Source organism: Halovivax limisalsi (assembly GCF_023093535.1).
In the GTDB taxonomy this organism is placed as follows: Archaea; Halobacteriota; Halobacteria; order Halobacteriales; family Natrialbaceae; genus Halovivax; species Halovivax limisalsi.
The window spans coordinates 3345176-3372104 of sequence record NZ_CP095757.1 but is presented as its reverse complement, the minus strand read 5'-3'; the positions used below and the strand labels follow the sequence as shown (position 1 = coordinate 3372104).

General features: G+C 62.4%; 21 protein-coding genes and 1 pseudogene. 7 read left to right on the top strand and 15 right to left on the bottom strand.

Annotated features, from left to right (window positions below; all coding sequences use genetic code 11):
* Window positions 1-98: 98 nt before the first annotated feature.
* Entirely contained in the window at window positions 99-764 is a 666-nt protein-coding gene (locus tag MXA07_RS15780; protein WP_247729553.1) for a ribonuclease H-like domain-containing protein, read from the top strand.
* On the opposite strand, the gene MXA07_RS15775 is transcribed toward MXA07_RS15780, so the two are convergent.
* From MXA07_RS15775 to MXA07_RS15765, 3 genes are read right to left on the bottom strand one after another with little or no spacing between them, the layout of a single operon-like run.
* Window positions 761-2863: a type B DNA-directed DNA polymerase gene (locus MXA07_RS15775; protein WP_247729552.1), complete on the bottom strand. Its 2103-nt coding sequence runs from the start codon at window positions 2861-2863 to the stop codon at window positions 761-763. The genes MXA07_RS15780 and MXA07_RS15775 overlap by 4 nt on opposite strands.
* Complete coding sequence (locus MXA07_RS15770; RefSeq protein WP_247729551.1) at window positions 2860-3114, bottom strand: DUF8156 family protein; 255 nt, start codon at window positions 3112-3114, stop codon at window positions 2860-2862. Before MXA07_RS15770 ends, MXA07_RS15775 begins: the two co-directional genes overlap by 4 nt.
* Window positions 3101-3772: a hypothetical protein gene (locus MXA07_RS15765; RefSeq protein WP_247729550.1), complete on the bottom strand. Its 672-nt coding sequence runs from the start codon at window positions 3770-3772 to the stop codon at window positions 3101-3103. Before MXA07_RS15765 ends, MXA07_RS15770 begins: the two co-directional genes overlap by 14 nt.
* 166 nt (window positions 3773-3938) lie before the next feature.
* On the opposite strand from MXA07_RS15765, the gene MXA07_RS18315 reads away from it, so the two are divergent.
* A complete protein-coding gene (locus MXA07_RS18315; RefSeq protein WP_425492174.1) occupies window positions 3939-4487 on the top strand; it encodes an SHOCT domain-containing protein in 549 nt (182 codons plus the stop codon).
* Window positions 4488-5042: 555 nt separating this feature from the next.
* Here MXA07_RS18315 and MXA07_RS15760 read toward each other — a convergent pair.
* Together MXA07_RS15760 and MXA07_RS18310 are read right to left on the bottom strand one after the other, a co-directional pair.
* On the bottom strand, window positions 5043-5378 hold the full coding sequence (locus MXA07_RS15760; protein ID WP_247729549.1) for a hypothetical protein: 336 nt from the start codon (window positions 5376-5378) through the stop codon (window positions 5043-5045).
* Between the two features lie 555 nt (window positions 5379-5933).
* Window positions 5934-6130: pseudogene (locus MXA07_RS18310) on the bottom strand (hypothetical protein).
* 239 nt (window positions 6131-6369) lie between these two features.
* On the opposite strand from MXA07_RS18310, the gene MXA07_RS15750 reads away from it, so the two are divergent.
* Window positions 6370-7167, top strand: coding sequence for a hypothetical protein (locus MXA07_RS15750; RefSeq protein WP_247729547.1), 798 nt, complete (start codon window positions 6370-6372; stop codon window positions 7165-7167).
* Window positions 7168-7392: 225 nt separating this feature from the next.
* Here the strand turns inward: MXA07_RS15750 and MXA07_RS15745 are convergent, their stop codons facing one another.
* Together MXA07_RS15745 and MXA07_RS15740 are read right to left on the bottom strand one after the other, a co-directional pair.
* Window positions 7393-8748 carry a class I SAM-dependent methyltransferase gene (locus tag MXA07_RS15745; protein ID WP_247729546.1) on the bottom strand — a complete coding sequence of 452 codons (1356 nt, stop codon included), beginning with the start codon at window positions 8746-8748 and terminating at the stop codon, window positions 7393-7395.
* A 60-nt stretch (window positions 8749-8808) separates the two neighbouring features.
* A complete protein-coding gene (locus MXA07_RS15740; RefSeq protein ID WP_247729545.1) occupies window positions 8809-9078 on the bottom strand; it encodes a winged helix-turn-helix domain-containing protein in 270 nt (89 codons plus the stop codon).
* A 529-nt stretch (window positions 9079-9607) separates the two neighbouring features.
* Between MXA07_RS15740 and MXA07_RS15735 the strand changes: the two genes are divergently transcribed.
* Window positions 9608-10615 (top strand): tyrosine-type recombinase/integrase, encoded by a 1008-nt coding sequence (locus tag MXA07_RS15735; protein WP_247729544.1) that lies wholly within the window; start codon window positions 9608-9610, stop codon window positions 10613-10615.
* Between the two features lie 331 nt (window positions 10616-10946).
* On the opposite strand, the gene MXA07_RS15730 is transcribed toward MXA07_RS15735, so the two are convergent.
* Window positions 10947-11714: an NAD(+)/NADH kinase gene (locus MXA07_RS15730; protein ID WP_247729543.1), complete on the bottom strand. Its 768-nt coding sequence runs from the start codon at window positions 11712-11714 to the stop codon at window positions 10947-10949.
* A gap of 196 nt (window positions 11715-11910) precedes the next feature.
* Window positions 11911-12804: a hypothetical protein gene (locus MXA07_RS15725; protein ID WP_247729542.1), complete on the bottom strand. Its 894-nt coding sequence runs from the start codon at window positions 12802-12804 to the stop codon at window positions 11911-11913.
* 369 nt (window positions 12805-13173) lie between these two features.
* On the opposite strand from MXA07_RS15725, the gene MXA07_RS15720 reads away from it, so the two are divergent.
* Both MXA07_RS15720 and MXA07_RS15715 read left to right on the top strand, forming a co-directional pair.
* Window positions 13174-14421: an RNA-guided endonuclease InsQ/TnpB family protein gene (locus tag MXA07_RS15720; protein WP_247731768.1), complete on the top strand. Its 1248-nt coding sequence runs from the start codon at window positions 13174-13176 to the stop codon at window positions 14419-14421.
* A gap of 115 nt (window positions 14422-14536) precedes the next feature.
* Window positions 14537-15169, top strand: coding sequence for a uracil-DNA glycosylase (locus tag MXA07_RS15715; RefSeq protein ID WP_247729541.1), 633 nt, complete (start codon window positions 14537-14539; stop codon window positions 15167-15169).
* A 178-nt stretch (window positions 15170-15347) separates the two neighbouring features.
* Here the strand turns inward: MXA07_RS15715 and cis13 are convergent, their stop codons facing one another.
* On the bottom strand, window positions 15348-16589 hold the full coding sequence (gene cis13 / locus MXA07_RS15710; protein ID WP_247729540.1) for a CIS13 family contractile injection system protein: 1242 nt from the start codon (window positions 16587-16589) through the stop codon (window positions 15348-15350).
* 131 nt (window positions 16590-16720) lie between these two features.
* On the opposite strand from cis13, the gene MXA07_RS15705 reads away from it, so the two are divergent.
* The gene (locus MXA07_RS15705; protein ID WP_247729539.1) at window positions 16721-18991 is read left to right on the top strand and encodes a CDC48 family AAA ATPase; all 2271 of its coding nucleotides are present in this window, start codon (window positions 16721-16723) and stop codon (window positions 18989-18991) included.
* A 5-nt stretch (window positions 18992-18996) separates the two neighbouring features.
* Here MXA07_RS15705 and cis12 read toward each other — a convergent pair whose 3' ends face one another.
* Genes cis12 through MXA07_RS15680 form a run of 5 tightly spaced genes read right to left on the bottom strand, consistent with a single transcriptional unit; the run spans window position 18997 to window position 26885 of the window.
* A complete protein-coding gene (cis12, locus tag MXA07_RS15700) occupies window positions 18997-21132 on the bottom strand; it encodes a CIS12 family contractile injection system protein (RefSeq protein ID WP_247729538.1) in 2136 nt (711 codons plus the stop codon).
* The gene (locus tag MXA07_RS15695) at window positions 21129-23060 is read right to left on the bottom strand and encodes a putative baseplate assembly protein (protein ID WP_247729537.1); all 1932 of its coding nucleotides are present in this window, start codon (window positions 23058-23060) and stop codon (window positions 21129-21131) included. Before MXA07_RS15695 ends, cis12 begins: the two co-directional genes overlap by 4 nt.
* Before the next feature lie 2 nt (window positions 23061-23062).
* Window positions 23063-26179 carry a putative baseplate assembly protein gene (locus MXA07_RS15690; RefSeq protein ID WP_247729536.1) on the bottom strand — a complete coding sequence of 1039 codons (3117 nt, stop codon included), beginning with the start codon at window positions 26177-26179 and terminating at the stop codon, window positions 23063-23065.
* A gap of 12 nt (window positions 26180-26191) precedes the next feature.
* Window positions 26192-26590: a GPW/gp25 family protein gene (locus tag MXA07_RS15685; RefSeq protein ID WP_247729535.1), complete on the bottom strand. Its 399-nt coding sequence runs from the start codon at window positions 26588-26590 to the stop codon at window positions 26192-26194.
* A gap of 4 nt (window positions 26591-26594) precedes the next feature.
* Window positions 26595-26885, bottom strand: a complete 291-nt coding sequence (locus MXA07_RS15680; RefSeq protein ID WP_247729534.1) for a PAAR domain-containing protein — start codon at window positions 26883-26885, stop codon at window positions 26595-26597.
* Between the last annotated feature and the right edge of the window lie 44 nt (window positions 26886-26929).

Genomic DNA, 26929 nt, shown 5'->3' with positions numbered 1-26929 from the left:
CTGCCATACCGCCCCTCTGTGAATTGGATGGGACTGCAGCCAATTGACTGGCAAACTGGTACGATATCTATAAGTTAATCAATCACAACAGAAGTGGCATGCGGATTTCTCACGATGACAACGGGTATGATCGGATTGCGACGATCGACATAGAAACGACGCACTATGACGCCAGTCAGGGTGAGACTGTTTCGGTGGGAATCGGAATTCACGATCGAGGCGACCCGCTCTCTGAAGCCAGTTACGAGCTCTATCACCGATCAGGGGATGACGAATATACCCTCATCAGTTACGCACTTCGAGATCTCGATAACTTGGATGTCGACGGCCTGATCTCGTACCAGGGCCGTGAATTCGACTTCGAATTTTTGGCCGATCGGTGTAAGCATCTGGGGGAACCACCGGTAGAATCAGCGTTAAATACCCCGGCAAGCCACATTGACCTATTCGAAGGGAGAAAAGAGCGGTGTGACAGTACAGGCGAGAAATGGCCTTCATTGGAGGAGTGTCTCGAATCCTATGAACTTCCGACGCCAACAACTGTCTGGGGCGGCGCCGAAATCTCGAATACTCGGTTCGGAAAGGAAGTTGGGCCAGCATACCTCGATGCATTGAACGAGGGTAATAACGATCGCGCTGAGTCGATCAAACGAGCCATCAATCACTACCTCACCACCGACTTGGAGGCCAACATCGCACTCTACTACGCAGATATCGGCGAGAGTATAACACCGTCTCTCATTGCTACGGAACGAGAGTTCTAATACGCACCCAACGTCGACCTCACTCGATCAGAGAGGTATTGATCGATATTCTCTTTGCGCCACCCTAACGGGGACAGAACACTCTCGGCAGCCCGGACGAGTTCCGTCGCGTAGAACACCGCGTCGTAGTTGTCAATCTCCTCGTGCGGCAACTGCACTCGCTCGCGCCCCGATTTCGAATCGTCGACGACCACGTACTCGACGGGTTGTCCAGGTTCGCGACCGATCCCGGCGGCCTCGGCCCGTTCCAGCGCTGCGACCGATCGTGTGGACTGCGTGTACTCCTCCAGGCGTTTCGATGAGCGCACTTCGATGACGAGGTCCATCGGATTCACATCGCCCGATTGAAGCCGCTCTAACTGCCGATCGAGTCGATCGCAGACGGCCTCGGGCGACCGGGTCGAATCAAATATATCGATCAACTCCGTCTGGGACTCGGCGATGAACGCCGGCGTCGAGTGCTGGCGGACCTCGATGCCGCGGAACTTGTACTCGCCGTCGTGTTTCCGGCCGAAGTATTTCGTCAGCGCGCCAGCCTCGCTATCGGCCATTGGGACGAACGCCACCCAGTCGAAGCCTCCCTCGTACTCCAGCCGAATGTCGGCGTCGGCGGTGATCTCGCGAGCGACGTCTTCCAGATCAGTCTTTTCTATCCCCTCGCGAGCCTGCACCCAGAGACTATCGACAATCCCGTGGACGACGCGCCAGCCGTTAGCTTCCAGAGTCTGCTTCGCATCAAGCAGAATCTCGCGAGCGTAGGCGTTGATCGCCTCGTGGCATTCGATACGACCAAACTTCGCGTTCGAGAACCCCTGGTAGCCGAAACAGGAGACGAGAATCCACTTGATCGCGTCCGACTTCTGTTGCAGCGCTTCCTGTCGCTCCGGATCGTCCGTCTCTCGAATTTCGGCCTTGATCGCATCTCTGTCCGAGATCAATGGCTCGAGGACGTCCGCCAGATAGCCCTGCTCGTCGCAGACCGAGTAGCCCAGGCCAGGAACATCGGCCCGACCGTGACAATTACAACAGATCGTCTCCGGACTGATGTTCCGCGTCACGATGATATTCGGGTAGAGACTCGAAAAGTCGAGTTCGTGGACGTCCTCGTGAACGCCGACGTCGGGTGCGAACGTGTAGCCCCCGCGGTCGGCCTCGTGCAGCGTCCGCATCGACTTGAAGAACTCGTGGCGCCAGGACTTCCACGGCGTCAGGACGTCCCGCTCACGGGCCTCCGTAATCTGGATCGCCGTGAGGACGTTCCCGATCGACGCCCACGCGAGTTCCTGCAGCGGCTTCCCCGACCGACGCGCCAGATCGAGGATGCCCTGGAGACCGGATTGGTCGTAGAAGAACGTGTTCGAGCGGTCGATAATCGCCCGTCCGGGGACGTTGTATCGAGCTGGGGAGTGCCCGACTTGGCCGTAGCTCTCGAAGGTCGACGCACCGGCGAGCGTATGCCATCCTGATCGGCGACCCAGCTCGAACGACTCGCGACCACACGTGTCGGCTGCATCGTACAGCGCCGGCACGAGCTCGCTCGACGAGAGGATCAGCACGTCGGGGTCGATACGTTCGAGAGCGCGTTCGACGCCTTTCACGACTGCTTCGGGATCGTCAGTGACCTTCTCACCGTTAATGGACAACGTCGAGAGGACGTCATCGACCATCGCGGTCGCCGGCGCGGTGAGGTCGAGCGTCCGAAGGCCTCGCGCGGGAGCTGGTGTCTGCCCCGTTTCGAGGCAGTATCGGAACTCCCTCGAGAAGTCCACATTGAAGCACTTGACGTCTCCTAGCCGGCCGATATCTCTGAGGTAGTAGGCGAGTTCGTCTACCGCATCGATATCCGGGACGTCGATCCGGAGGACGGGCTCTGGATCGTGCCGCCAGCCGCGCCCCCACGGTTCGAGTTGCATCTCCACCGCGAGCGGATGCGGCTCGAGGCGATCGGCGAGATCTTCGTACGACAGGTCGCCATCCGCGATCGCGTAGATGGTCGGCGTAAACTCGGGGTTCGAGACGGTCTCGAGCCCGTCCGCCGTGGCGTGCCACTCGACGACCTCGCCGTCCAGATAGTCGACTTTGAACAGTCCCTCTGTCATGACTCAAGTTCGTCGAGCCGCTGTTCGAGATCGGCGATGCGTCGCTCTTGAGCGACGTGCATCGAGATGAGCAGCGCCACCATTGGGTCGGTCGGATTCTGGTACCCTGCCGCGTCGGCGTACTGGCGGCCGTGCTCGAACAACCGGTCGAAGTGCGATTTATCTTGCTCGCGAAGGGCGCGCCGGTAGTCGCCCCACCGCTCCTCGATCGCTCGCACCTGATCACGGTAGGTCGGATTAGTCCGCCCCATAGCTCGCCGCCTCCATCGGCGTCGCCGGGTAGAGCGGTTCGCGAGCGCGCAGCACCTCGGCCCAGAACGCCAGCGTTGTCTGGACCCAGCCGTCCTCCTGGGGGTAGACGAGCGTCTCGAACTCCTCGCCGACGAAGCGCGGTCCAAGTTGTGTCGACTCGCACCGCACCGTCTGCGACGCGAGTTCCGATACTGGTTCCGATAGTTCGTCATCGACGAGGCGAGTGACGAGCACCGGACAGTCGTGGCGCCGAGAGAGGCGTGCAAGTCGGGCCAGCGTCCGGAGGAGCAACTCTGTCGCCTCGGCCGATCGAAGGCTGTCGTCGCGGTACTGGCCATCGACGGCCGGCGCGACGACGAGCGACGGGTCGACGCGCCGTTCCGATAGCGTGGCGACGAGTTCGTGGTGCTGCTGGGGCGTGAAGCCGCGCGCGACGTCGATCCGGTCGAGGATACGGTCCGATGGAGAGACGTCCGTTAGCGTGTCCGTGCGGGCGTGACCGTGGCTGTCAATCCAGCACCCGTCGCCTCCATTAATGAGCAGGTGGTCGACGACGAGGGAGTGCAGTGGCGTGATTGAATCGTCGGATTCCAGCAACGTAACGCCGGATGTGAGGTCCGGGAGTTCCGGGATGGTAGGTTTATCGAATCGGTTCATGGTCTACGAGTTTGCCCAGAGGGCTGTATCAATCGGGGCCCGGTTTCCGAACTTTCCGAAAGAGGATGATGACTTACTTTTAGAATGTAATACTGGGGAAAAGATGAAGCCTGAGACAACTCCGATTGAATAACGATGGTCGATTGAATCTCATGAGTCGAGTTCGATGCAAGATCAGTGCCAGTACTGTAGTCGTTCGAAAGTGGTTCCAGTACATGACAAGCGAATTGAGCAGCGCTCCCGACCAGGAAATGCATATCGGAGATTTTGCCTAGCCTGTGACCGGTGGCTTCCGATGTGTTCCAAAGAGTACTATGACTCACACCCTCATCCACACGTACTTCCTATAGGAAGGGATCCTGAGAAGGGCAATATCGTCGAATTGGCCGAGTATGACAATGGAGCTGGACAGTCTGCTCGCTCACCTCAAGAATTGCGTCAAACGGAGCAAATATGTGACGACCTGAATATCACGACAACCTCACTGGACACCAGAGCGAATATCCTAAATTTGCTTGTTTCTTCCAGTGATGATAGCGAGAATCATCGCGTGGGTTCCACAAGTCTACGAATGACTAAATTGGCGGCGTCAAAAACCAGCGACTTTCAATACTCCATAGAACTTCTTCGAGCTCTCAAGAAATTGTATGATGAGGGGGTAATCACCTCTTCCGAATTTAACGGCCAGAAGAAGAAAATATTGAATCGTCTTTGACGCGGCCGAAACCAGATAGCGAGCGTTCATCGAAGCTATCCTAGGTGCAGGTTAGCAGTAGCTCCGCACATTTTTATACTATCACCAGGCCAGACACCCCGATGCAACTCAGCGATTCCGACGCACGTCTCTTGATCGAGGCACTGGCCTATCACTCATTCGGCTATTCTGAGGAGTCTAGACAGGCGATGCGCTGTCGCTCTCTGGTACGCGAGATTGCAGCTGAGCATGGGCTGCCCGATCCGTTCTCGTCGACGTCGCGGTAGGTGGCGATATTCGGCCATTAGTTAATTTCAGTTAGTGACGTCGCATCTGATTCGGCGAGGATACATCACCTACCTGCTGCAGGCCGGTGTGCCGACCGAGTTGTCGGTGACCGGTGTAACGTCCCCCCGAAGGTCATCAACCAGCACTACGACGTTCGGACGGAAGATCGATTGCAGGGATGTCGAAGTGACCTAGAGAGCCCTCTGCGGCGTTATTGAAACTTTTCAAGTTCAAGTTTGCCGTGCTCCATTCAGTCGATGGTTGACGGTCACCCACGAGATCGTGAGATCAACTATCCCGGGTATCACCGGATATCGCCTCTACGATCCCTGTAATGACGTGGCACTTATACCATCCGCTCACTTGTTCGACCTGCTCGACCCACTCGGTGAGTGAATGGGTTCCGAGATAATATGCATCGGACAGCTCGTCGTCGGCGATGACGTAGACTGCACCACCCTCCTCCGTGATGAACTCCCGGTTGTAGTCCTTTACGTAGTGATGAATCCGCCCTTCGACATCAGTTCCGATGACGATATGTGACCGGTAGATCCGGTCGGTCGGGCTGGGACGTTTCGAGATTGGTTCGCCAGTATCTTGGTTGTGCGTTGTATCAGTGCTCATGCTTCCTACTCCGGAAGCGCGGTCAGGCGTGCACCAACACGCCGCGGCCAATTTCTCGACCGACGTCCCGCGCTTGGCAGTTCCAGATATGCACTTGTGCATCTTAACAGTTTTGCATTGGTGCAAATATTTGCAATAGAGCAAACAATATGGCCTCTGCGGGGAAACCTTCATTTGCAATGGCGCAAAACTGGAGGTCGAAAATGGGACGGTATCGTGCGATCATGACGGATACAGACCGGGAATACATCTCAGGCGAGGGCGACCCATCGGAGTCCCAGCGCCTGCAATCCATCTCGCGAGTCCGGTCGCGGATCAACGAGGAGTTGGCTAGAGATATTGAGGTTCTAGAAGAACATCATCCTGAGCTCCTGAATGAACTTTGTGACGTCGTCTGCAAGGAGCGTCTAGCCGACGATTTAGACTAGACCGGTACTTGCAACCGGGATAAAATCGGCGCCAATGGGTTTTTTTTTGTTGGATGAGAATACTGAACGACGAGTTATTTTCATATCACTTTGGCAGAACCAGTCGGTATGTGAGTCTGCGCATCTATCAGAGGCGGCGGTATATCCGGAGAAGAAGCGAAGCAAGCGTTCCGACGCCGGGTACGCGAGACGAGAGGACGGCGGCACCGAGTAAGAAGAGTCCACTCCTCCGTCGGCCCTTCCAGAACTCGAGGGCGGCATTTACAGCGTCGTTGCGGTACTCGACTTCTTGAGCAGTCCCGACTGGGCGCGAGTTATTGACATGGTGTATCTAACACGAGAAGTGCTACCGATAAATCAGAACGGCCTTTACTTGCAAAGCGGAGACGGAGTGGTCGCGCCGCATCCGTCTCCATCTTGATCAACAGGTTGACTGCCAATATTAAGCGTTCGTCACCATTACAAACAGAGTAAAAGCGTGCGCTTTAATCGCGCCTTATAGTTATCAAGATGGGCGACACTCTCAATACGTTTCATTTCAAATCTGGCGATACTGCAGAGACATGCCGACGATCAATAAATACGTGGATGAGGATGGGTACTATATTCTGGCACGTCCCCCCGGTGTTGGGAACATTACGTACAAAATCGAACACGAAGGAAATCCAGTTGTCTGGAAACATGGCCTGAGAGATGGTGATGAGGTTTCGTGGTCAACAATCCAGTCGTTCAAAGCACTCGGGATCATTTATACGGACCAGTCTGGGACGCTTGGACCGGACGATTTCAGACCGGATCCCGATCAACTTGAGAAGACGGAGTTACCTGAGTCTGAGGCGGAGGAACTATTTTCGATTATTACGACTCAGTTTAATCTCTCGCCGGCGGAGAGTGCAGAGATCCGGACGATCCTTGGGCTGCCACCGGAGCAGGACTTCGAGCTGGTCGGAGACCAAATCAGGGCATATCTGGAAGACTATGTGGACAGTGAGGGACTTGCTGTTGGACCCGACCGGACGGTAACGGACGTTGCAGAGGTGGATATTACGACTTGGGTGAACGAGACTGGCTCAGAGGACTTCGATACGTGGGAACTTCATCTTCTGATTATTCCTGAGAATGGTGATGAGGCATATTTCACTGATCACTGTATCCACCTGTGTGAAAAGCATGGGCTGGAACAGTGGCATATTCGGGTTCCGGAGCAGCCATCATGGGATATTAAGCGGGTTGCAATCGTGCAACGCAGCGTGATCTTCCCGCGATTGCTCGATGAACTTCGTGCTGTCCAGTTCGATCTCGGTGATCCATCTGAGATGTTGGCGCCCCTAGTCGAGCGCTTCGAAAACGGATCTGCGTAATAAGCGATCCGCATTTTATCGTTTTTCCACGGACCGATCAGTACTACAGGCACTAATTAATTTAAATCTATCTAATATTTCCATTAAGTAGGATAATTTTGGCAGCAATTAGAGATATTGAAGGCGGTTTTGATAACTGCCTGCCCTGCATGGACCGGTTGATTGGGGCATAGAATGACAAGGTGATTCGAATAGGCTACTACCTGTCTAACACTCTGTCTTGAATTACTTCACAGCCACTGATACCGGCACACTCTTCGCGTCGAAAACGTGCTCATTGCCGGCTATCTTCTGCTCGACCGATGCCATCGCTTCGGCCATTCGCTCGTAGAGCCGCTTCTCTTCGACAGTTGCATCCTCCCTTTCCGCTCGAGTCTTCGCGTAGTGGAGCCGATTCGAGTGAAACACCTCCCAGTACTCCCGTCGCTCAGAACTACTCATTCCGACGGTGTGGTAGTTCTCCAGATCGAGCCAGACGTCCGTGGGCTCGGGTGTCAGTCGCTTCATGTGCGTCGGAAGACGGCGTCCGTGCGTTCGGTCGCTGCTCCCCGGAATGTCATCCGTGAGATCGACGATCCACTCCATATCCTCGTCGGGTGGGTAGTGGAGATGCTGGCCATCCTCACAACTGCGAACGAGCAAACAGCCGCCCTCGCGAACGGCTTCCCATAGGAGCGAGAGGACCGATTCCTGGTTCTGGAGGTGGTGAAACAGATAGGCGGCGAAAACGAGGTCGAACGTCCCGAGATCGGCTTCGGGGAGGTTGTTCACGTCGAGCCAGCGGTACTCGACGTTCGATGCGGCGTACTCCTCTCTGGCGATCGAGAGGGCAGCTCGCGACTGATCGATCGCGACCACGTCGAACCGGCTGTCATCTCCGAATCGACACTGGGTGACGGTTCCGTAGCCACAGCCTGCGTCCAGCACCCGATACGGGGGTTCCAGACCCTGCGCTTCGAGTCGATCGACCATCCGATCGATGTTCCGGACGTCCTGGTCGCGATGGATCTCGGCGGACAGTTGGAGCCGGTCGTGATCGACCTCGACGTCGTACTCGCTTGGTCCCTCGTGTTCCGTCTTCGTGATGTGCTGCCGCCGTGGATCCGCGAGGAGTTCCTCCATCAACAGGGAGAGGGATCGCTTCAGCCGACTCTCGTACTCCTCCAGCGTCGCGTACGTGAAGTAGCCAGTGTTCCGGCATTCTTCTTTGAACTGTTGTACTGCGGTGTACTCCTCGGGATCGAGCTGATGCGTCGGGATATTCTGTTCCGAGAATCCTATTATCGACGGCGTCTCTCCTTCGAGCGAGAGTCGACGTACCGTCTCGGCGAGGGACGTGCCACCGATGCGCGGGTCCTCGATCGTCGTCCAGAACGTCCCCAGGACGGCGTCGATATCGTCCGCGAGGGAGTTCGACTCGAGGTCGATGTGGGTAGCGGATATCGGCTGGAGATGGATATCCTCCTTCCGTCCGTTCGTCGAATTCCAGTCGATCACAACGTCTTTGGCGATCGGACGTTCCTCCTCGACGTCGTCCGGCATCGCGAGAAGGACGCGATAGATGGTTGCTTCGGTCGGCATTCTTGGTTCCAATACTAATCACTGGGTAAAATGGGTGGCGAATCGCTGATCGAATCCGCGTTAGACGTTGTCCGGGTCGAACGCTTTGAGCCGCTCCTTCTCCTCGTCTAACAGGGACTGATCCAGATATCGACGACCGAGGCCCGTGATTCGATAGTACCCGCCGGTCTCGTCTTCTTTCTCTATGAGACCAGCGGCATTAAGGATCCGGACGCGCTGCTGGACCGTTCCTTTGCTGATGTCCATGTTCTTCGCGATTGTGGAGGGCGGCGCGTGGAACGCGTCCAGCTCGTGGCCGTCGAGAAACTCGAGAATCGAGAAATCACTCATCCGCAACCACGCTATTTGCGTACGCATAGGACTGTCTGGATACCCTACTCTGTGAGAGCCTGAGCAAAAAAGCCTCTGTAAAGCCCAGTGTTGAGGCCGAATGCGTACGGGCTGCGTGAGATAAGCGTATACTGATGAATAGATAAGCATACACAATATTTAATACGACCAATGGCAAATACTCGCGACACCAAGGCTGTGAGAAAACTATCCCGCCCGTCCAAAGGGCGGCAAATTGACGAGCGATAGACCTCCCACCGTAGCGGCGTCAGAAAGGGTCCGACTGGACATCCGACCCTTCTGGTCCGAGACGCATATAGATTAACCTCTGTGAGAGGTATCTCCGCGTCTTTCGGGCTCCGAGTAAACCGCACTCCCAGCGCCAAAACGCGGTCAGAGAGCCACGTATGTCAGCAACGGACACCAGAAGAACCCTCTCGAACGGAGTAGAATCGACGACGGGACAACTCGAACCCGTGCGTAATGAAGCACACCGTCACAACTTTTCCGGGACTTCCGGTGACCTGTTGTGACCGATCTACAACCTCTATCACCGGAGGAAGGGGTGGATCGATTTCTCGACTACCGCGAACCGAGTATTCGGGAGACATCGTTTCAAAACGCGAAGCACCGACTCTCGGTATTTCTCGAGTGGTGCGACGAACGTGGAATCGAGAATCTGAACGAACTCGACGGACGGATGCTGAACGACTTCGTCAGGTGGCGACAGCCAGATATCGCCGCGATCACGCTACAAAAACAACTCAGTAGTGTTCGTCAGGCGCTCCGGTGGTGGGCCGATATCGAGGCCGTTGAAGAAGGCCTCTCGGAGAAGCTTCACGCACCGGAGCTACCCGACGGCGCACAGTCCAAGGACGTGTTTCTCGATCCAGAGCACGCCGAGATGGCGCTCGAGTACTACGATCGACACCATTACGGGAGTCGTGACCACGCACTCATCGCCCTCCTGTGGCGAACCGGGATGCGCCGAAGTGGCGTCCGGTCGATCGATGTGGACGACCTGGACGAGAACGACCACGCCGTTCGTGTCGAACACCGACCGGAGACTGGAACGACGTTGAAAAATGGCGACGACGGGAACCGCTGGGTCTACCTCGGGCCGGAGTGGTTCTCAATTCTGTCCGCCTATCTGACCAACCCGGACCGGACGCACGTCGTCGACGAGTTCGGCAGAGAGCCACTCTTCACCACAGATGCTGGATCGCGCCCGGTCGGCAACTCCATCTACAAGTGGACGGTACGGGCCCTCTTCCCCTGTAATTTCCAGGAGTGTCCACACGACAGATCGCCGAGTTCGTGCGAGGCAATCGGCGCGGATGGGACGTTATCTGAGTGCCCCTCGGCACGATCTCCCCACGCCGTTCGTCGGGGATCGATAACCCAGCATCTGAACCAGGACACGACCCCAGAGGTCGTCAGCGAGCGGATGGACGTCTCGCTCAACGTCCTCTACGAGCATTACGACGCCCGCACGGAGCGAGAGAAGATGGCCGTTCGGCGAGACAACCTGCCCTAACCAAGTCCATGAGTGAAATCCACAAAACCGCACGACAGCGTACAGTTTCTCCTTCCCAGCGAGTCCATCAACTTTCTTATCAATATCGAAGGGCCCCGTTAGACGGACCTATAGCGTCTCTATCGGTATTTTTCTCAAATAAGAAAGAGAATGAAAGATGCGATTTTGCGAAGGAGACGAAGGTATTTGATCCACCCCGTCGCTGTCGGGCGGTTTTACCGAGTGAAACAGGGTGGTCGGCGTGAGTCGAGCAGCTCATTTCGATGGAACCGACTCCGACGAACTGCGTCGGCGACGCAACACCCGACTGTCGGGGAGAGTCGAGAGTTGCTCACGATTTCGATGTTGGCGGTCGGACGAGTTCGACGTCTCGGTCGCTTTGCCTGATCGTGATCGGTTCGTTGACCCGGAGTTCGTACAGCTCCTCGGCGTTGTCGCGGGTGAGCACGGCCTCCGACGAGTGTTCGGACTCGATCACTTCGACCGTGACAGTTGCGTCGGGAGAGCAGTGGACGTACCGTGGTGCGTCCATCGGCGTGTGGACGTTGTTGAACGCGACCCCGAGTCCACACGAAACCGTTCCGCCGGTGATCGACCGGTAGTACCCGGTCGACCCGAACGGCGTCGCCACGAGGACGCCGTCGCCGATCAGCCGCTCGAATTCGTAGGACTGTCCCCGGTCGTCGATGCGAACGGCGAAGGTCGCTGCCAGAACGGGCGAGGAGTGATGCAGGCTGATCTCGTTCAGGGCGTGAAACCCGCCCTGGATCTCGGCTCCGTCTCGGTAGGCGGCGATGCAGCGCCGTCGCTCGATTTCGTACGCCTCGCCCCTCCGTCCGTGTTCCACCCGTTCGACGGCGTCGAGCCACTCGCCCGCGTCGAACTGCGTCTTCTCCCCGACCGAATCGCCGGATCGGATCGGTAGAATCGTCGGCCCTTGATATTGCCGCGCCGCGTGGAGGATCGTTCCGTCGCCGCCGAACGCGATGATGATGGCCCCTTCGTGATACGAGTCGTTGACGTCGTATCCTTCCGCTTCCAGTTGCTCCGCGTAGTGGGCTTCGACCGCCGGATCGTTCGACGTGACGAAGTAGCGCACGGGTGTCTTCGACTCGCGCTATACTGCGTGCTCCAGTGGTATGTGTCTGTGGTACGAGAGTCTCGTCGCGGGTGCGTCCCCTTCGGGAGCGCGCTCGCGGTCGCCGGCCTCCGTGTCGTCTCCGCGATCTGCTGCCCCACTGTTGGTCCGTCGACGAAGGTCGGTGCAACGTGACGTCCATCGTGCGCGAGGAGTTTCACGCATCGCCGGGTGAATCTCCGTCGGCGTTCCCGTTTTCTCCCGAGCTACTTTCGGGTTCCTCGCCGCCAGCATCCGCGCCGACGACCGTTTCTTCGCCATCGTCGTCGGGAGCGTCGGTCGCCCGCTCGTCGGCCGTCCCATCGCCGGCCGGCGCCTCGTCGTCGGCTCCGGCTGGTGCCACCGCTCCCTCGCCCGTTCGCTCCGGCGCGTTCGCCGCGCTCGGCTCGGGATCCGTGCCTTCCTGGGCGGGATAGGCCTGTTCGGGGTGCGGCCCGGTCGCTTCGCTGGCCTCGTCGGCCATCGCCGCCGACGAGAGGTCGATCTCGGTCGGTTGGTCGTCGGCGTCGGGGTGGAGCCGCGGATCGTGGGCGGTCTCGTCTTCCAGGTGCGTCCGTCGGTCGCCCGCATCGTCGTCGGCGTCCGCGACGAAATCGATATCGCCCGGTTCCTCGGCCTCGACGTCGGCCCGGTCGGACATCCCGCGCGGGTTGGGCGCCGCCTCCGACTGGTCGGCGCTCGCCGATTCGTCGGCGGTGCGTCCGGCGCCCAGATCGCGGTGGCTCTCCGCGTAGGCTTCGTCGGAGACGCGCTTGTCCCCGTGTTCGTCTCGCGGCGCGTCCGCTCCGGTCTCGACGTCTGCGTCGGCGCATTCGCGTCGTCGCTGTCGCGCGCCGAGTCCGAGGAGCGCGACGGCCGACAGCGCCAGCGGCGTCGCCCGGCCCGCGTTTCGTCGAACGCGGCGCAGCGCCGCCCCGAACGCGACCCCTCCTGCGAGTATCGCCAGCGATCCGTCTCGAGCGCGTCGCTCGATCGCCGAGCGGAGGCGGGCCGCCGTCGTTCGTGAACGATTCGTCGATCCGTCGACGTGTTCGGTGCTCGGTGCGGACATGGGTGGGACCGACGGCGCTCGAGCGCGCCGCGCGGGGGTGCTACACCGCGAAGCCGGTTGAACCTTGGCTCGACCGCCTCGGCGCGAGGACGGTCTCCGCAGGGGAAGCGACGTCGATCCGGGCCCGACGCCGACGCGGGCGTTCGTGAGGCCTCCGCGGCCAGGGTCGCGACGATGCCGGTTTCGGAACGTCGACGGTTGAAGGCGCGTCCGAATGCGCGACCGTGAGCCGTCGCCGTTCTCGAACCGAACGCAACAGCCGTCCTCACGTTACGGAAAATTCGAGGCGAAAGCCTCGGCCTTCAGGCGGGATGAAGCCGACTAACAGTATTCAACCGCCGACGATGGCATGGACAGGTTTCCAACGCAATCTTTAACCCGTCCGACACTTACGAATACCGTGGACAGTACAACGGTGTCGTTGGAAGCGCGACCGTTCAACAGGTCACGCGCAAGAACAGTGAAGTGTGGCGCTCGTTCTTTGCCCTCAAGGAGAAAGGCGAGTACGCCAACCCACCGTCGTACTGGCGCGACGAGGAGGACGGACGCGAACTCCGTACCTACATCCGATGCAACCAGTACACGATTGAGTGGGGCAAGCGTAGTCGTCTCGAAATCCCTGTCGGGCAAGAACTGAAAGACGAATACGGACTCGGCTACCACGAACGACTCCGTCTTGAAGTCCGTGGCAAGCCGAAGTGGAACGGCGAACAGGGTCGTCTGGAACTTGAGTACGACGAGGTGAGCGACACGTTCAGGGCTTTTCAACCAGTCACCGTACCTGATTCTCGACTGGATTCACCGCTGGCTTCGGAAGAAGCCGCCCTCGACGTTGGCGCGAACAACCTCGTCGCCTGTTCCACGACCACTGGGAACCAGTACCTCTACGACGGTCGGGAGTTGTTCGGACGGTTCCACGAGACGACAGACGAAATCACCCGCCTACAGTCGAAATTGTCCGAGAGACGGAGTCCCTCGGAATCAAGCGAAACCTCCGGTTTCGCGGACGTCGCGGAGCTTCGCTCCGCTCAGTCACGGAAGACTTCGTCTTCCGGACGACTCCGAGAGGGACGCTACAGTTCCAAGCGGATTCGGCGGCTGTACCGACAGCGGACGAAACGGCGTGACCACGCACAGAATGCACTGGTGCGCGACCTTGTGGAACGACTGTACGACGATGGCGTGGCGATGGTGTACGTGGGCGATTTGACCGACGTGCTGGAGTCGCACTGGTCAGTCAGGGTGAACGAGAAGACGCACAACTTCTGGGCGTTCAAGAAGTTCATCCACCGCCTCGCGTGCGTCTGTGAGGAGTACGGCATCAGTCTCGTAGTCGAGTCGGAAGCGTGGACGAGTCAGACGTGTCCCGAGTGTGGCAACCACGAGAAGACGTTTCGCCACGAGCATACGCTGACGTGTCCGTGTGGTTTCGAGGGACACGCCGACCTCACAGCGTCAGAGACGTTCCTTCGAGAAAACAGCGATACGGAAATCAGGCCGATGGCACGGCCCGTGCGATTCGAGTGGGACGACCACGACTGGTCGGGGAAACCACACCCTCACGAAAGTCCCAACGAAGTGCGCACAAACCCGCAAGTTGCCTCCGTGGGTCGGTAGCCGAACCCCCAACGGAGGAATCCTCGCGCTTTAGCGCGAGGAGGATGTCAACGGGGCGGACACTCACGCCGAGGGCCCCAAACGAAGGTTATCGAGAGCGGTGTAGGTCGGCGCGATGACCGACACACCGACAACCGACTGGTCGTTCGAGGCGGAATTCGCCGACGCGCTCGCGACCGTTCCGGCCGAGCAGATGGACCCCGAGCGATTCGTCCCCGGCGTCGGCCCGCTCTCGGCCGACGTGATGCTCGTCGGCGAGGCCCCGGGGAAGCAGGAAGTTGCACGGGGAGAACCCTTCGTCGGGCGGGCGGGGTCGCAACTCGATCGGGCGCTCGAATCGCTCGGACACGACCGACGCGACCTCTACATCACCAACCTCGTCAAGGCCCGGCCGCCGGAGAACCGCGACCCCCGCGTCGCGGAGATCGAGGCCTGGCGGCCGGTGCTCGAGGCCGAGATCGAGCGCGTCGATCCGGCCGTTCTCGTTCCCCTGGGGAGCTTCGCGACGGACGAACTCCTCGATACGGACGAGACGATCACCGACCTGCACGGCCGGGAGTTCGACCGCGAGATTGCGCGCTCTACCGATTCAGCGAGCGACGAGGAATCGCAGGAGCGTGCGAATGGATCGCGAACGCGTGAGAGACGGAAGGTCGTGCCCGCGTTTCACCCGGCGGCCGCACTGTACGATCGGAGCAAGGTCGACGCCGTCGAGTCCGACCTCCGGACCGCGCTGTCACTCGCGTGACGCTCCGATCGCCCGATGTCTGGCCGATCGGAAACGCCGGCGCGGAGTTCGATCGCTACGGATCGGCACGGAGCCAGCACTGTCCCTGCTCGCGAGGGACCGAGGGGATGGCCGCGGTCGTCTTCGATCCCGATCCGTCCCGCGTCGCGTTCGTCCGTCGCCGTCACTCCTGCCGTCCTCACCGATCCGGCACGACGTCGACGAGCGGTTCGATCGAATCGGCCGCCTCGCTGAGACTGTCGTCGGCGTCGACGGTGTCGATCAACCGCGCCTCGTCTTCCAGGGCGGCCTGGAGCGTCGAGACCGATTGCAGGTACCGCTCGAGCGATCCTTCGGTCGCGATGCCATCCAGCTCGTCGCCGATCTCGATCGCACGTTCGAGCACGTCGTCGAGCTGGTCGCGGTAGGCGGCTTCGGCCGCTCCGTCTTCGAGGATGTCGTCGGTTGCAGCCTGTGCAACTTCGCGCGCGAGCCGACTCGCCTCGCCGCTGAGGGGTTCGAGTCGATCGCTCAGCGCGTTGAAGAAGCGACGCCGGTCGTTGATCGTCTTTCGGAGCGTGTACTGGACGATCGTCGCCCGATCGTCCGCCTGTGCTTCGACCGTCGCCTCGAGGTCGGCCAGCCGCTCGTTCAGCGCCTCGATGTCGTCCGGGGGTGAGTCGATGGGTTCGGTAACCGGCGTCCGGTGTGGATTGTCGGTATCGGTCAGGTGCGATCCGAGCAGGCCGAACAGCATCGGCAGGTCGTAGACGTACTTTGGCGAGGGTGCGTCCGGCTGGGGGGACCAGCCGCTCGACCCTGTTCGCTGGAATCCACCCAGGTAGACGGCCGGATCGCCATCGTCACCAACGTCCTGTCGGTGGTGCTCGTGATACTGCGTCAGGATGGTCTGACAGATCGACTGCGGATCGGCGCCCTCCTCGATCGCCGCGGTGAGGTCTCCCGCCGGCACGACCGCTGGCTCCGACGGCGGAGACTCTCGATGGGTGACCTCGAATCGTTCGACGACCCGGTTCGGTACGGAGCCGCCGTCGCCGTTGGTTTCGGGGACGGGAACCGGCTCGACCGCCGTCTCGTCGTACTCGAGAAAGAGGTAGAGTTCGTCACCGTCGACGGCCGGCACCGAAGTCGACGTCGGCTGATCGACGACGATCGGTCGGCCGCGGCCGTCGAGGGCGAGTCCGGGTTCGACGGTGACCTCCAGTCCGTCGTCGGTCTCGACCGGTGGGTCGACGCCCAGCCCGCGGACGATCCCCGATCCGAAGAGGTACCGCATCAGCGTGTGCTGGCGATCGGTGAGGTAGCGCCGCTCGTTTTGCATCACCTGCGGCGTCATCAGTTTGCCTTCGAAGAATCGATTCTTGACGAACTGCGAGAGGTCGACGTCACCGCCGGCGGGATCCCATCCGTTTCCGCGCATATTGCGTTGTACATACCTATCTTTGTGAAGTAATAAACATCGCGATTTTGCGATCCGGTGACCCGAACGGGATCGTCGCGTCGGAAGTCGGATCGTTCATGAGCAATGAGATTTACGTAGAACATGTACGAATGAAATGTCGAGTCAAGCCGCTCAAACAGAAGGATGCCGGTCGTGGCCTCGCGGCGATCGATCGGGCGGCGAAGGAGGCGCTGGGGATCGAAAACGGTGATCACGTACGCATCGAGGGCGAGGACGGACCCGCGCTCGCGCGCGTCTGGCCGGGCTATCCGGAAGACAACGGACGGGGCGGACTCATCCGTATCGACGGGGAGATGCGCTCGGCGGTCGGCGTGGCCGTCGACGATCGGGTTACCGTCGAGGCAGTCGATGCGAGTCCGGCACAGGAGGTCGTGATCGCACTGCCGGACTCCCTGCGGATCCGCGGCGACGTGACGCCGATCGTTCACCGAAAGCTACGCGGTCGCGCGGTCCGATCGGATCAGCGCGTGAAGATCTCGCTCGGCGTCGGCCCGGGCTCGTCGAGTACGGCCCAGCGCCTGCCGTTTCGGATCGAGCGAACGGAGCCGGGTGGACCGGTCGTCGTGACTGATGGGACCCAGATCTGCCTCGCGGCGGAGGCGGCCGCGACGGTGAGTGCGTCGCCGTCGTCGGACGGCGAACCGGCAGCGGAGCCGGAGGCGCAGGCAGCCGATCGGCAGCCGGAGATCGTCTACGAGGACATCGGCGGCCTCGACGAGGAACTCGAGCAGGTCCGCGAGATGATCGAGTTGCCGATGCGCCATCCGGAACTCTTCCAGCAACTGGGGATCGAGCCGCCGAAAGGCGTGTTACTCCACGGGCCGCCGGGGACCGGCAAGACCCTGATCGCGAAGGCGGTCGCCAACGAGATCGACGCCTACTTCACCGATATCTCCGGGCCGGAGATCATGTCGAAGTACTACGGCGAGTCCGAAGAGCAACTGCGCGAGGTGTTCGAGGAGGCCGAGGACGAGGCGCCGGCGGTGGTCTTCATCGACGAGATCGACTCGATCGCCCCACAGCGCGACGAGACCGCGGGCGACGTCGAGCGACGCGTGGTCGCCCAGCTGTTGTCGCTACTCGACGGGCTCGAGGGTCGCGGCGACGTCGTCGTCATCGCGGCGACGAATCGCGTCGACGCCATCGACCCGGCGCTGCGTCGCGGTGGGCGATTCGACCGCGAGATCGAAGTCGGCGTGCCCGACGCTGCGGGTCGGCTCGAAGTCCTGCAGGTTCACACTCGCGCCATGCCGCTCGCGTCGGACGTCGACCTCGAGCGCTACGCCGAGCGCACGCACGGCTTCGTCGGGGCGGATCTCGAGCAGGTGGCCAAGGAGGGTGCGATGAACGCCCTGGCCCGGATCAGACCGGAGATCGACCTCGAACGCGACGAGATCGACGCCGAGACGCTCGAGTCGCTGCGGGTCACGGCCTCGGATCTCGACGCGGCGATCGGCGAGGTCCAGCCCTCCGCGTTACGCGAGGTCTTCGTCGAAGTGCCCTCCGTCTCCTGGGAGCAGGTCGGCGGCCTCACGGAGACCAAGCGACTGTTGCAGGAGGCGATCCAGTGGCCCCTCGAACACCCGGACGTCTTCGAGACACTCGCTCTCGACGACTCGACCGGCGTCCTCCTGTACGGGCCGCCCGGGACCGGCAAGACGCTGCTGGCGAAGGCCATCGCACACGAATCCCAGTCGAACTTCATCTCCGTGAAGGGCCCGGAGCTGTTGAACAAGTACGTCGGCGAGAGCGAGAAGGGCGTCCGCGAGGTATTCGACAAGGCGCGGGCGAACGCGCCGGCCGTCGTCTTCTTCGACGAGATCGACGCGATCGCCAGCGAGCGCGGGAGCGCCGGCGCGAGTGCCGGCGTGAGCGAGCGCGTCGTCTCACAGCTCCTGACGGAACTCGACGGGATGGAGACGCTCGAAGACGTCGTCGTCATCGCGACGAGCAACCGCCCGGATCGCATCGACTCGGCGCTCTTGCGCCCCGGCCGACTCGACACGCACGTCCACGTTCCCGTGCCGGACGAACCCGCTCGACGGGAGATTCTGCGCGTTCACGCCGAGAAGCGACCGCTGGCCGACGACGTCGACGTCGACCACCTCGCCGCCGAAACCGACGGCTTCGTCGGTGCCGATCTCGAAGCGCTCTGTCGGGAGGCGTCGATGGCGGCCGCGCGCGCAGCCATCGCGGCGGACGCTGACGACTCGACGCGCGACGCCGTCGAAGTGACGGCGGCGGACTTCGCCCACGCACTCGACGTCGTGACGCCGAGCGTCGACGAGGCGACGCGCGCCCACTACGCCGACGTCGAACGATCGTTCGGTCGCCCGGAACTCGACGCAGACGACCGCTGACCGGCTCAGTCTGCGTTCTCGCCGAGGTACGTCTCGCGACCGAGTCGAGCCTCACCCAGGCCGAACGATTCGGCGCCGAGCGTCGTGTTTCGACCGAGAAAACTCGTCGGGCCCAGGACGAGGTCGTCCGATAGCGCCAGGACCGTGGCGTCGACGTGTGCGGGCGTTTCCGTCTCGACGATGTGCTCGACCGCTCGCTCGTGGCGCGGGTCGTCGAACGGGCCGCCGAAGACGACGAACGAGTGATCCGTCGGCACCAGCGATCGATAACTCGATGCGGTCGGCCCGTCGGGGATTCCGTCGAGGTCGCTCGGTTCGAGGAAGAACAGTCGATGGTCGGTATCGGGGTCGTCGTCCCACGAGTCGCTGGAACCGGCGGCGTGGTGCAAGTAGAGCTCGATCGTCTCGCGCAGGCCCCGTCGCGTCCCCCGTCGGCGATAGCGTTCCGGCGCGCGAGCGAGGTACGCGCGGCGAGCGGGTGCCGGCCAGTCGCGATACTCGTCGGCGGCCAGCCACGACTCGAGCCAGGCGAGGGCGTCCGTCGGCGTCCCCGCCGGATCGAGGTACCGTGTGAATTCGTCGAGTTCGCGTTCGATATCGGAAAACGAGGTCTCGAAGACCGACAGGAACCGTTCGAGGAAGGCGGCCGACGCCTCGTCGCGTTGATACAGATCCGGCAGGTAGCGCAGATACGACGTTCGTGGACAGAACGCGGTCAGCGACTCGACGTGCGGCGTCGCCGCAGCCGTCCCGGTGAGTTCGAGCGCGACGAACAGGTAGCGCCCGGTCGCGCCTTCGAGCAGGGCGTCGGCGTCGTCGAGACGCGCCGTCGTCCAGTTGGCCTCGATCTCCGTCTCGATCGCGTCCATGGCGGCCGTTCTGGCGGTACGGAGCCGCGAACGTGAGAGCGACGTCTCGGCGACGAGCGTCTCAGGATCGGTCGTCACCAGTTCCCACAGACTCTCGAATCCGGCCGCGACGAGTGCTTCTCGTAGGTCCGGCGAGACGTCCGCGGCAACGGTGTCGGCGGTCGACTCCACCCAGACGAACGACTGGCCGGTCTCGGCTCCCCCTGCTGCTGTTTCGGCTTCCTGAGCCTCGGCCGCCAGCGAGAACAGCGTGGGTGAATCGCTCGCGTAGTAGCGCAGCGAGACGTCGGTGTCGATCGAGGAGCGAGCGACCTGGATCGCGATCCGGTGCCACTCGAGCGTCTCGGCCCCGGAGTCGTACCGATGCAGGGCGAGCGCCCGATGGTCGTCCGTTCGGGGGTGGCGCCTCGCCTGACCGTGTTCGACCGCGAGGATGCACTCCCCGTCCGGTTCGGTAATGGCCGCGACGACCGTTCGGTCCTCCGCGTTCGTCCCCGCCGCGATCGCCCGAACCGGCCCATCAACCCTGGTGAACGGCCGCAGCGAGGCTGCCGCGGCGTCGAATTCGAGAACGGCGTGGCCACCCTCGGGCAGGCTCGTCCCGAGGAAGAGTCGATCGTCGACGGTGGCGATGGCCGTCGGATCGATCGGTTCCCCCTCGAAGCGGAGTGGGCCGGCGAGGCGCTCCTCGCCGCCGCCCACCCCGCCCGAGAGCGCCCGAACGTAGGCGCCGTCGTCGTGGCGTTCGAGAACCATCGCGCGGTCTCCGTCGCCGGCGACGTCGCGTGGCTGCCCGCCGGCCGGGGACCCGGATGTACCGGCGTCGAGCGTCCGCACGCCCTCGTCGGTGCGGACGAGCGTCCGCGTTCGCGTCGTGCCGATTCGCGAAATCGGGTCGAGCCCGGTCTCCGTCCGGTCGATCGTCCGCTCTGTCCGGGGACGGATCCTGTGGACGGTACCCGTCGTCTCCGCTATCGCGAGTTCGCCCGCCGCCGCGTCGATCGCGCGGGCCTCGCCGTCGCCGTTCGCGGGGCCGACGGTCCGGTCTGTCTCGCCATCCTGGTCCGTGACGACGACCCGGCCCGTCCCGGTGACGTAGGCCACGTCCCCGTTCCGGGTGATCGCGACGTCGTGACACCCCGTCGCGATCGATCGGGTCGCAACCCGCGTCGTTCGGGCGATGGCGATGCCGCCGTCGCTGACGACCGCATTCTCGAGACCCCAGTCGCTCCAGTCGCGCGCACTCCTGGTCGTGATCGAGGACTCCGTCATCGTGACTCCCTCCCACGCACCATCGTGACGTCGACGGCTTCCAGCGTGAACAGTGCGGTGTCGTCGAGACGAATCGTTCCGTCCCCGGTGGTCCCGGCGCCGTGTGCGGTGATCGAGAGCGTGTCGACGTGATCGACGGCGTCGACACCCTCGATCACGTCGACGAGTGCCGCTTTCGACAGCGGCTGGCCGAACGGCCAGCCCGTGCCGTCGTCGCCGTATAACGGATGAAGGAACGTGCTGACGGCGTCCTCGATGGCGGCTTCGTAGCCGCTCTCTGCGTACTGCGGTCTGACGGTCCCCCGGACGGTGCACTCGAGCCTGGCGTACTCGGGGCCGCGAACGCGAATCCGGTCGGTGATGAGCGTCCGCTCTCGCAGCCGGCTCCGGACGGCCTCCAGAAACGGCTCGCTCGGCGTCGGCGTGGGGACGTCCGCCGGCGCGTGGGGCACGACCACGACGAGCGGGTCCGGTCGATCGACCCAGACGCCGGTCCGCCCGATCCGGAGTCCGGGCGTGGTGGCGACGAGACGACGATAGTCGGACTCGGTGACGGCACGGGCGGGCTCTCGTAACTCCCGACGGACCCGCCGAAACGCCTCGTCGATCGGTTCGGGGTCGCGGCCGCCGGTTGCGGGCCCCAGCGATCGAACCGGTATCGAGGCCGCCGACGCTGCGCCCGGTATCGCACACCCGTCGTCGACGAGTTGCCAGGTGGCCGACCCCGAGACGTTCGCGTCGGCGCCACCACCGGCCACGTAGTCGGCACGTACCGTCGCGCTCGGCGGCGGCACCCGCCCCGCCGCCCCGTCGCCAAACGTGATCTCGCCTCGCTCCCGGTCGAGCACGTAGTGTCGATCGTCCGGTCCGGAGGCGTCGAAGTCCGGTACTTCGCCGTACTCGATGCCGTCGACCGTGATCGTCGCCGACCGCACGGGCCGGTGTTCGAACGCGAACCGCTGGCCATCCAACACCGGTGACGCCCCGCGTTCCTGGCTCGCCTCGATTCGACGCAACGGCTCCGCGTCGACCCGGATCGTATTCGTCACCGTCACGGCATTCGGTCTAATCCCCGCGACCTGCGGTGGAACCTCCCAGCCGCCCGTCCGAACGCGACAGCGAACCCAGGGCCGCTCGGTCGAAATCGCCGCCGGCTCCGATCGCCCGTCGAGCCCCGCATCGGTTCCTGCGGGGGACAGTTCGATCAGCCCGCTGCGATAGAACGCCTCGGTGTCGTCGACCCGAACCGAGAGCGATTTCCAGTCGCCGTCCGCCGATCGATAGGCCCACGCGAGATCGACCGACGGGTCGAACGGCGGCACCGCGGCGGTCGACCCACCGGGTTCCGGGAGATTCTCGTCGTGATAGCTGACCGACAGCGTCAGCGCGTCGGCGCCGGCGAACGGATTCCCGTCGAAGCCGAGATAGAACGTCGCCGATGGGTCGGCCGTCCGACCGAACGGTCGGTAAAACGACGGGACCGTCCCGTCACCGTGATCCGTCACCTCGCCGTCGACGACCGTGAGCGCCCGTTCGATCTCGGCGTCGGTCAGCACGACGTCGCGCTCGGTCTCGAAGCGGTGTCGCGTCGCGGTCTCGTCCGTCACCGCCAGTCTGGTGCCCGCCGGCAGGCGAGTCCCCGCCGCCGATGCCGGCGGACGAAACTGCACCGTCGCCTCGGCCGGCCGCGAGCGACGCGGCCGCTTTCCGAGTAACTGGAGATGCTTCCGTCGGTGAGCGTCCGTAATCTGATCGAGCTGGTACGTGTGCGTCTCGGTAAGCCAGGCCAACAGCTCCAGAATCGTGATGCCGGGATCGTGCGGGTTGAAGTCCGTCCAGGTGTCGGAGTACGCCGGTACGAGTTTCTGCGCTCGCTCGAGCAGGTCGTCGTAGGCTCTGTCGTCGAGGTCGGGAACGTCGATCCCCATCGTCAGGCACCCTCCGTCCGAACAGTGATGTCGTGGCTGGCGCTACAGACCAGCGTATCCTCGGGAAGCGACGGGCGTCCATCCGACTCGGCGAGATCGTACGCCGTCTCGCCGACGCTGACCGTCCCATCGAGGTGGACGATCGAACCGACGGCCTCGAGTCCCTCGACGACGGCCGAGAGCGACGCCAGGTCCGGCAGCGCCTGGAACGACCATCCCTCCCCGTGATTGCCTGCGATCGGGTGCAGGTAGTCGTCCAGACTCGATTCGATCCGATTTTTCAACGCCGAGACGCTCCGGACGCCGGCGGCTCGAACCGTGAGATCGACCGATAGCGGTGCGTATCCCGGCCCACTGACTACGAGGGCCGACTCGTCGCCGGCGACGAACCCGGCCGGGGCGTGTTCGAGGAGCGTCTCCCGGACGCGGTGTTTGAGTGCTCGGGGCGGAACGGGCTTTTCGCGCTCGCTGTCCGGAACGATCAGCACGGTCACCTGCTGGCCCGACTCGCCGGCCGGCCGACACGAGACCCGCGCCAGTTCCGGAAATCTGGCCTGGGCCAGCGCCTCGTAGTCGGTTGCCGTCACCGCGCGGTTGCGATGTTTCAATCGCGTACTCGAGCGGTGAACGAGCGTTTCGGTCGATTCGACGTCCGTGCCACCGTCTGCCGGCAACGGGTTCGTCACCGACTCGACCATGGAAACCGAACTCTTGAGATCGGTGACGGCGCCGGCGTCGACGTTCCCGTCGGTTCCTCCGCCGGTCGTATAGCTCACCTTGACGTTATCGACGCCACGCGGCGGGATTCGACCGGTGTCGCCACCGCCGAACTGAACGGTTCCCTGGGTTCGGTCGACGACGTAGTGGCGATCCTGCGGCCCCGAATCGAGGAAGTCCTCGACGGCCTCCCACCGCACCCAGAACGCTTCGGGCTCGCCCCGCGAATCGTACGCCTCCTCGACGTCGTCCGGCCGGCGCTCGCGGAGCCGGCGTCGTTCGCCCGCAGAGAGGGTTTCGAACTCGTCGACCCACAGCGTCAGTTCGATGATCGGCGCCTGCGAACAGACGAACGACTGGTCGTGCGAGCCGTCGCTGGAACCGAGCACCTCGTCGGTGATCGTCACGGTGTTGTACGCCCAGGCCGTATTCACGGCGACGGTATCGACCGTCGGCGGCGACCGCGATCGGCTGTGATTCCCGTCGGCTGTCGGCGGCTCACTCGCGGTCGATCCCTCACCGGCGTCGAACGCGTCCGTGCTCGCGCGGGCGCGAATCCAGTGTGCCGACCGACCGAACAGGTCGAACGATTCCGTCGGCGTCGCGAGGGTCCACTCGACCGTTCCCCGCTCGGTCAGGCCGTCGGTCCCGTCGTCGAATTCGAGTTTCTCCCATTCCATCGTCGACGGATCCGGACAGTACTCCCACTGAATACCGGGGTCGAACGAGCGCGGATAGATGCGATCGTCGATGGCGACAAACAGCGAGAGCGGCCCGTTCTCGAGCGGGTGATCGAATCCGACGTACAGCGTCTGTTCGTCGTCCGGCAGTTCGGCGAACGGAACGACGGGCTCGCCCGCTGTCGGGCGGGTCGACCGTATCGAGCCGTTGTTCTCGGTGTAGAACCGCTCGAACGGCTGTGGTTCGAGCTCGTAGGCGATTTGGACGCTCCCAAATGCCGGTGCGGACGGCCCACCGACGACGCGGTCTGCGTCCGTCTCGACCGACGGATCGTACTGCGGGCGACCGTAGGTCCCGTCGACGAGCCTGGCCCGGATCCAGACGCTTTCGTGGCCCGAGACGGCCGTCGCTTCGATATCGTCAGGCACTTCGAATTCGACGGTTCCGGCGTGTCTGAACGCCTCGGTCCCGTCTCGACAGTCGGCCAGTCGGGTCCAGCCGTCACCGTTCCAGTACTCCCAGGAAAGCTCCGGTGGCCCGTCGAGGACGCCCATCGAGACCGGATCGGACTCGGCCGCACCCGATTCGTCAGCCCGCTCAGTCGCCGCCTCGGCTGCGCTCTCGGACGCTTCGCCGAACCGAAGCGTCACCGTCGCCCCCGGCTTCGTAAAGGCCTCCTGACACCCGATGAAGCAGGTCGCCGGCGGTTGCGGGAGTCGTCCGAACGGTCTGATCGTCGACGCCGCCGGATCGATCGGGACGTCGTTCGAGAGCATGACGTCCGGTTCACGCACACCGTCGGCGTCAGCTCGGCTGATTTCGATGGCAATCTCGTCGATCTCGATCGCCGGAATCGGTTCGCCGGCCGGAACCCGATAGCGGAGCCATCGAGAATCGACCTCACCGACCGTCGTCGCTACCGTCGGTCCCGGCAGTTCGAACGGCTGGCTCAGGAGGCCGGCTTCTCTCTCCGCCGATTCGACGTGTGAGGCAAACCGTTCGCGCAGCGCCTCGACGTCGACGGCGCCATCCCCAGGAGTGTCGGCGGGAACGCGCAGCCGGTGCCAGCCGGTCGTTCCCGAGTCGTCCTCGCCGTAATACTCCCAGATACCGTCGTCGAACAGCTGCCCCCTGTCGGCGTCGGTCCGAACGTGCAGCGTAAACGTCGACCCGCCCGCCAACTGCAAGCCAGTTTCGTGACTGACGTAGAAGCGATGTCGCTGCTGGTTCGTTCCCTCGAAGAGTGAGACCGCCGCTCCGTCGAGCAAGCGGCCGTGATCGACGATACTGTCGCGCGCCGGGTCGACTGCCATCACGTGCTCGATCGCTGCTGGCGTGGCCTCGAACCCGCCGTCCCGTGACAGTTCGAACTGGACCGTGCCGGCGTCCGGATCGTCTGCGACGGCTGCGGTTCCACCCGGAATCCGAACGTTTCGGTCGAGATCGCCGGAGAGCGAAAACCGCAGCGGCGTCCGGGCCGCCTGTGGAGGACGCCGATCGAATCCCAGCGCATCGAGGAATGCCAGGTGGTGTTTGCGCGGCAGGTCGTTGAGTCGCTGCCGGACGTCGTGTTCGAACGTCGAGAAAATCCGCAAGAGCGTGAGTCCAACGTCCGCGTGATCCGGATCCCACTCCTCGACGTACCGGTCGGTCCGCGCACGTAACTCCTCGAATCGGCGTTCGCGGTCGCTCTCGTCGATCGTGGGTGGGCTCTCACTCATCGGTTTCGGCCCTCATCCATCGCCCTCGGTAATGTGGAACGGATACACCATGTTCGCCAGACTGTTCGTCGTCCGAACGTAGTACTCGATCTCGATCAGAATCCGATTGGGTTCGTCCTCGTCACGGCGGGCGGTGATGTCTTCGACGTCGATCCGGGGTTCCCACCGGACCAGTGCCTCCTCGACGCTACTCTCGATAAGATTGAGCGTCACCGGCGACGCCGTCGAGTAGACGTGCTCGTAGATGTCACAGCCGAACTCCGGGCGCATCACGCGTTCACCCTTGGCGGTCCCGAGGATGATCCTGATGGATTCCTCGATATCCGTCTCGCTCTCCGAGACCGCGATATCGCCCTGATTGTCCGTCGTGACCGGATACGACCAGCCGGTTCCGATAAAGTCGTCAGCCATCTGCCTAGCCGATCAAGACCGTTGGACAGCCGGCGACGATGGTGTTCGGCGGCCCGCTCTCGACGATCGAGTCGCCGAGACGCGTTGCCGGCATATTGTTGATCAACACGCTCGTACTCCCCTTCAATACCGGACCGCCGACGTGCGGAACCGGGCCCGTGGTAAGCGGACAGCTATGTACGTCGGTGATCGACCGCCAGGCCGGGCGCCCGCCGATGAGTACGTTCGGACTCCCCGTTCCCGTAAGCGGCGTCCCGTGTGCGGTCTGATCGCCGAGTCGTGCAGCGGGTTTCATATAGTATTATCTGTATCCAAAGATGAATATATGTTTCTACCTGT

What these genes read in the sequence shown, in the direction of transcription:
- MXA07_RS15715 (WP_247729541.1), top strand. Translation starts at nt 14,537, where the DNA reads ATGACCGACACACCGACAACCGACTGGTCGTTCGAGGCGGAATTCGCC.
- MXA07_RS15685 (WP_247729535.1), bottom strand. Translation starts at nt 26,590, where the DNA reads ATGGCTGACGACTTTATCGGAACCGGCTGGTCGTATCCGGTCACGACG.
- MXA07_RS15680 (WP_247729534.1), bottom strand. Translation starts at nt 26,885, where the DNA reads ATGAAACCCGCTGCACGACTCGGCGATCAGACCGCACACGGGACGCCG.
- MXA07_RS15690 (WP_247729536.1), bottom strand. Translation starts at nt 26,179, where the DNA reads ATGAGTGAGAGCCCACCCACGATCGACGAGAGCGACCGCGAACGCCGA.
- MXA07_RS15740 (WP_247729545.1), bottom strand. Translation starts at nt 9,078, where the DNA reads ATGAGTGATTTCTCGATTCTCGAGTTTCTCGACGGCCACGAGCTGGAC.
- cis12 (WP_247729538.1), bottom strand. Translation starts at nt 21,132, where the DNA reads ATGACGGAGTCCTCGATCACGACCAGGAGTGCGCGCGACTGGAGCGAC.
- MXA07_RS15770 (WP_247729551.1), bottom strand. Translation starts at nt 3,114, where the DNA reads ATGGGGCGGACTAATCCGACCTACCGTGATCAGGTGCGAGCGATCGAG.
- MXA07_RS15765 (WP_247729550.1), bottom strand. Translation starts at nt 3,772, where the DNA reads ATGAACCGATTCGATAAACCTACCATCCCGGAACTCCCGGACCTCACA.
- MXA07_RS15695 (WP_247729537.1), bottom strand. Translation starts at nt 23,060, where the DNA reads ATGGGGATCGACGTTCCCGACCTCGACGACAGAGCCTACGACGACCTG.
- cis13 (WP_247729540.1), bottom strand. Translation starts at nt 16,589, where the DNA reads ATGCGCGGAAACGGATGGGATCCCGCCGGCGGTGACGTCGACCTCTCG.
- MXA07_RS15750 (WP_247729547.1), top strand. Translation starts at nt 6,370, where the DNA reads ATGCCGACGATCAATAAATACGTGGATGAGGATGGGTACTATATTCTG.
- MXA07_RS15760 (WP_247729549.1), bottom strand. Translation starts at nt 5,378, where the DNA reads ATGAGCACTGATACAACGCACAACCAAGATACTGGCGAACCAATCTCG.
- MXA07_RS15745 (WP_247729546.1), bottom strand. Translation starts at nt 8,748, where the DNA reads ATGCCGACCGAAGCAACCATCTATCGCGTCCTTCTCGCGATGCCGGAC.
- MXA07_RS15705 (WP_247729539.1), top strand. Translation starts at nt 16,721, where the DNA reads ATGAAATGTCGAGTCAAGCCGCTCAAACAGAAGGATGCCGGTCGTGGC.
- MXA07_RS15775 (WP_247729552.1), bottom strand. Translation starts at nt 2,863, where the DNA reads ATGACAGAGGGACTGTTCAAAGTCGACTATCTGGACGGCGAGGTCGTC.
- MXA07_RS15725 (WP_247729542.1), bottom strand. Translation starts at nt 12,804, where the DNA reads ATGTCCGCACCGAGCACCGAACACGTCGACGGATCGACGAATCGTTCA.
- MXA07_RS18315 (WP_425492174.1), top strand. Translation starts at nt 3,939, where the DNA reads ATGCAAGATCAGTGCCAGTACTGTAGTCGTTCGAAAGTGGTTCCAGTA.
- MXA07_RS15780 (WP_247729553.1), top strand. Translation starts at nt 99, where the DNA reads ATGCGGATTTCTCACGATGACAACGGGTATGATCGGATTGCGACGATC.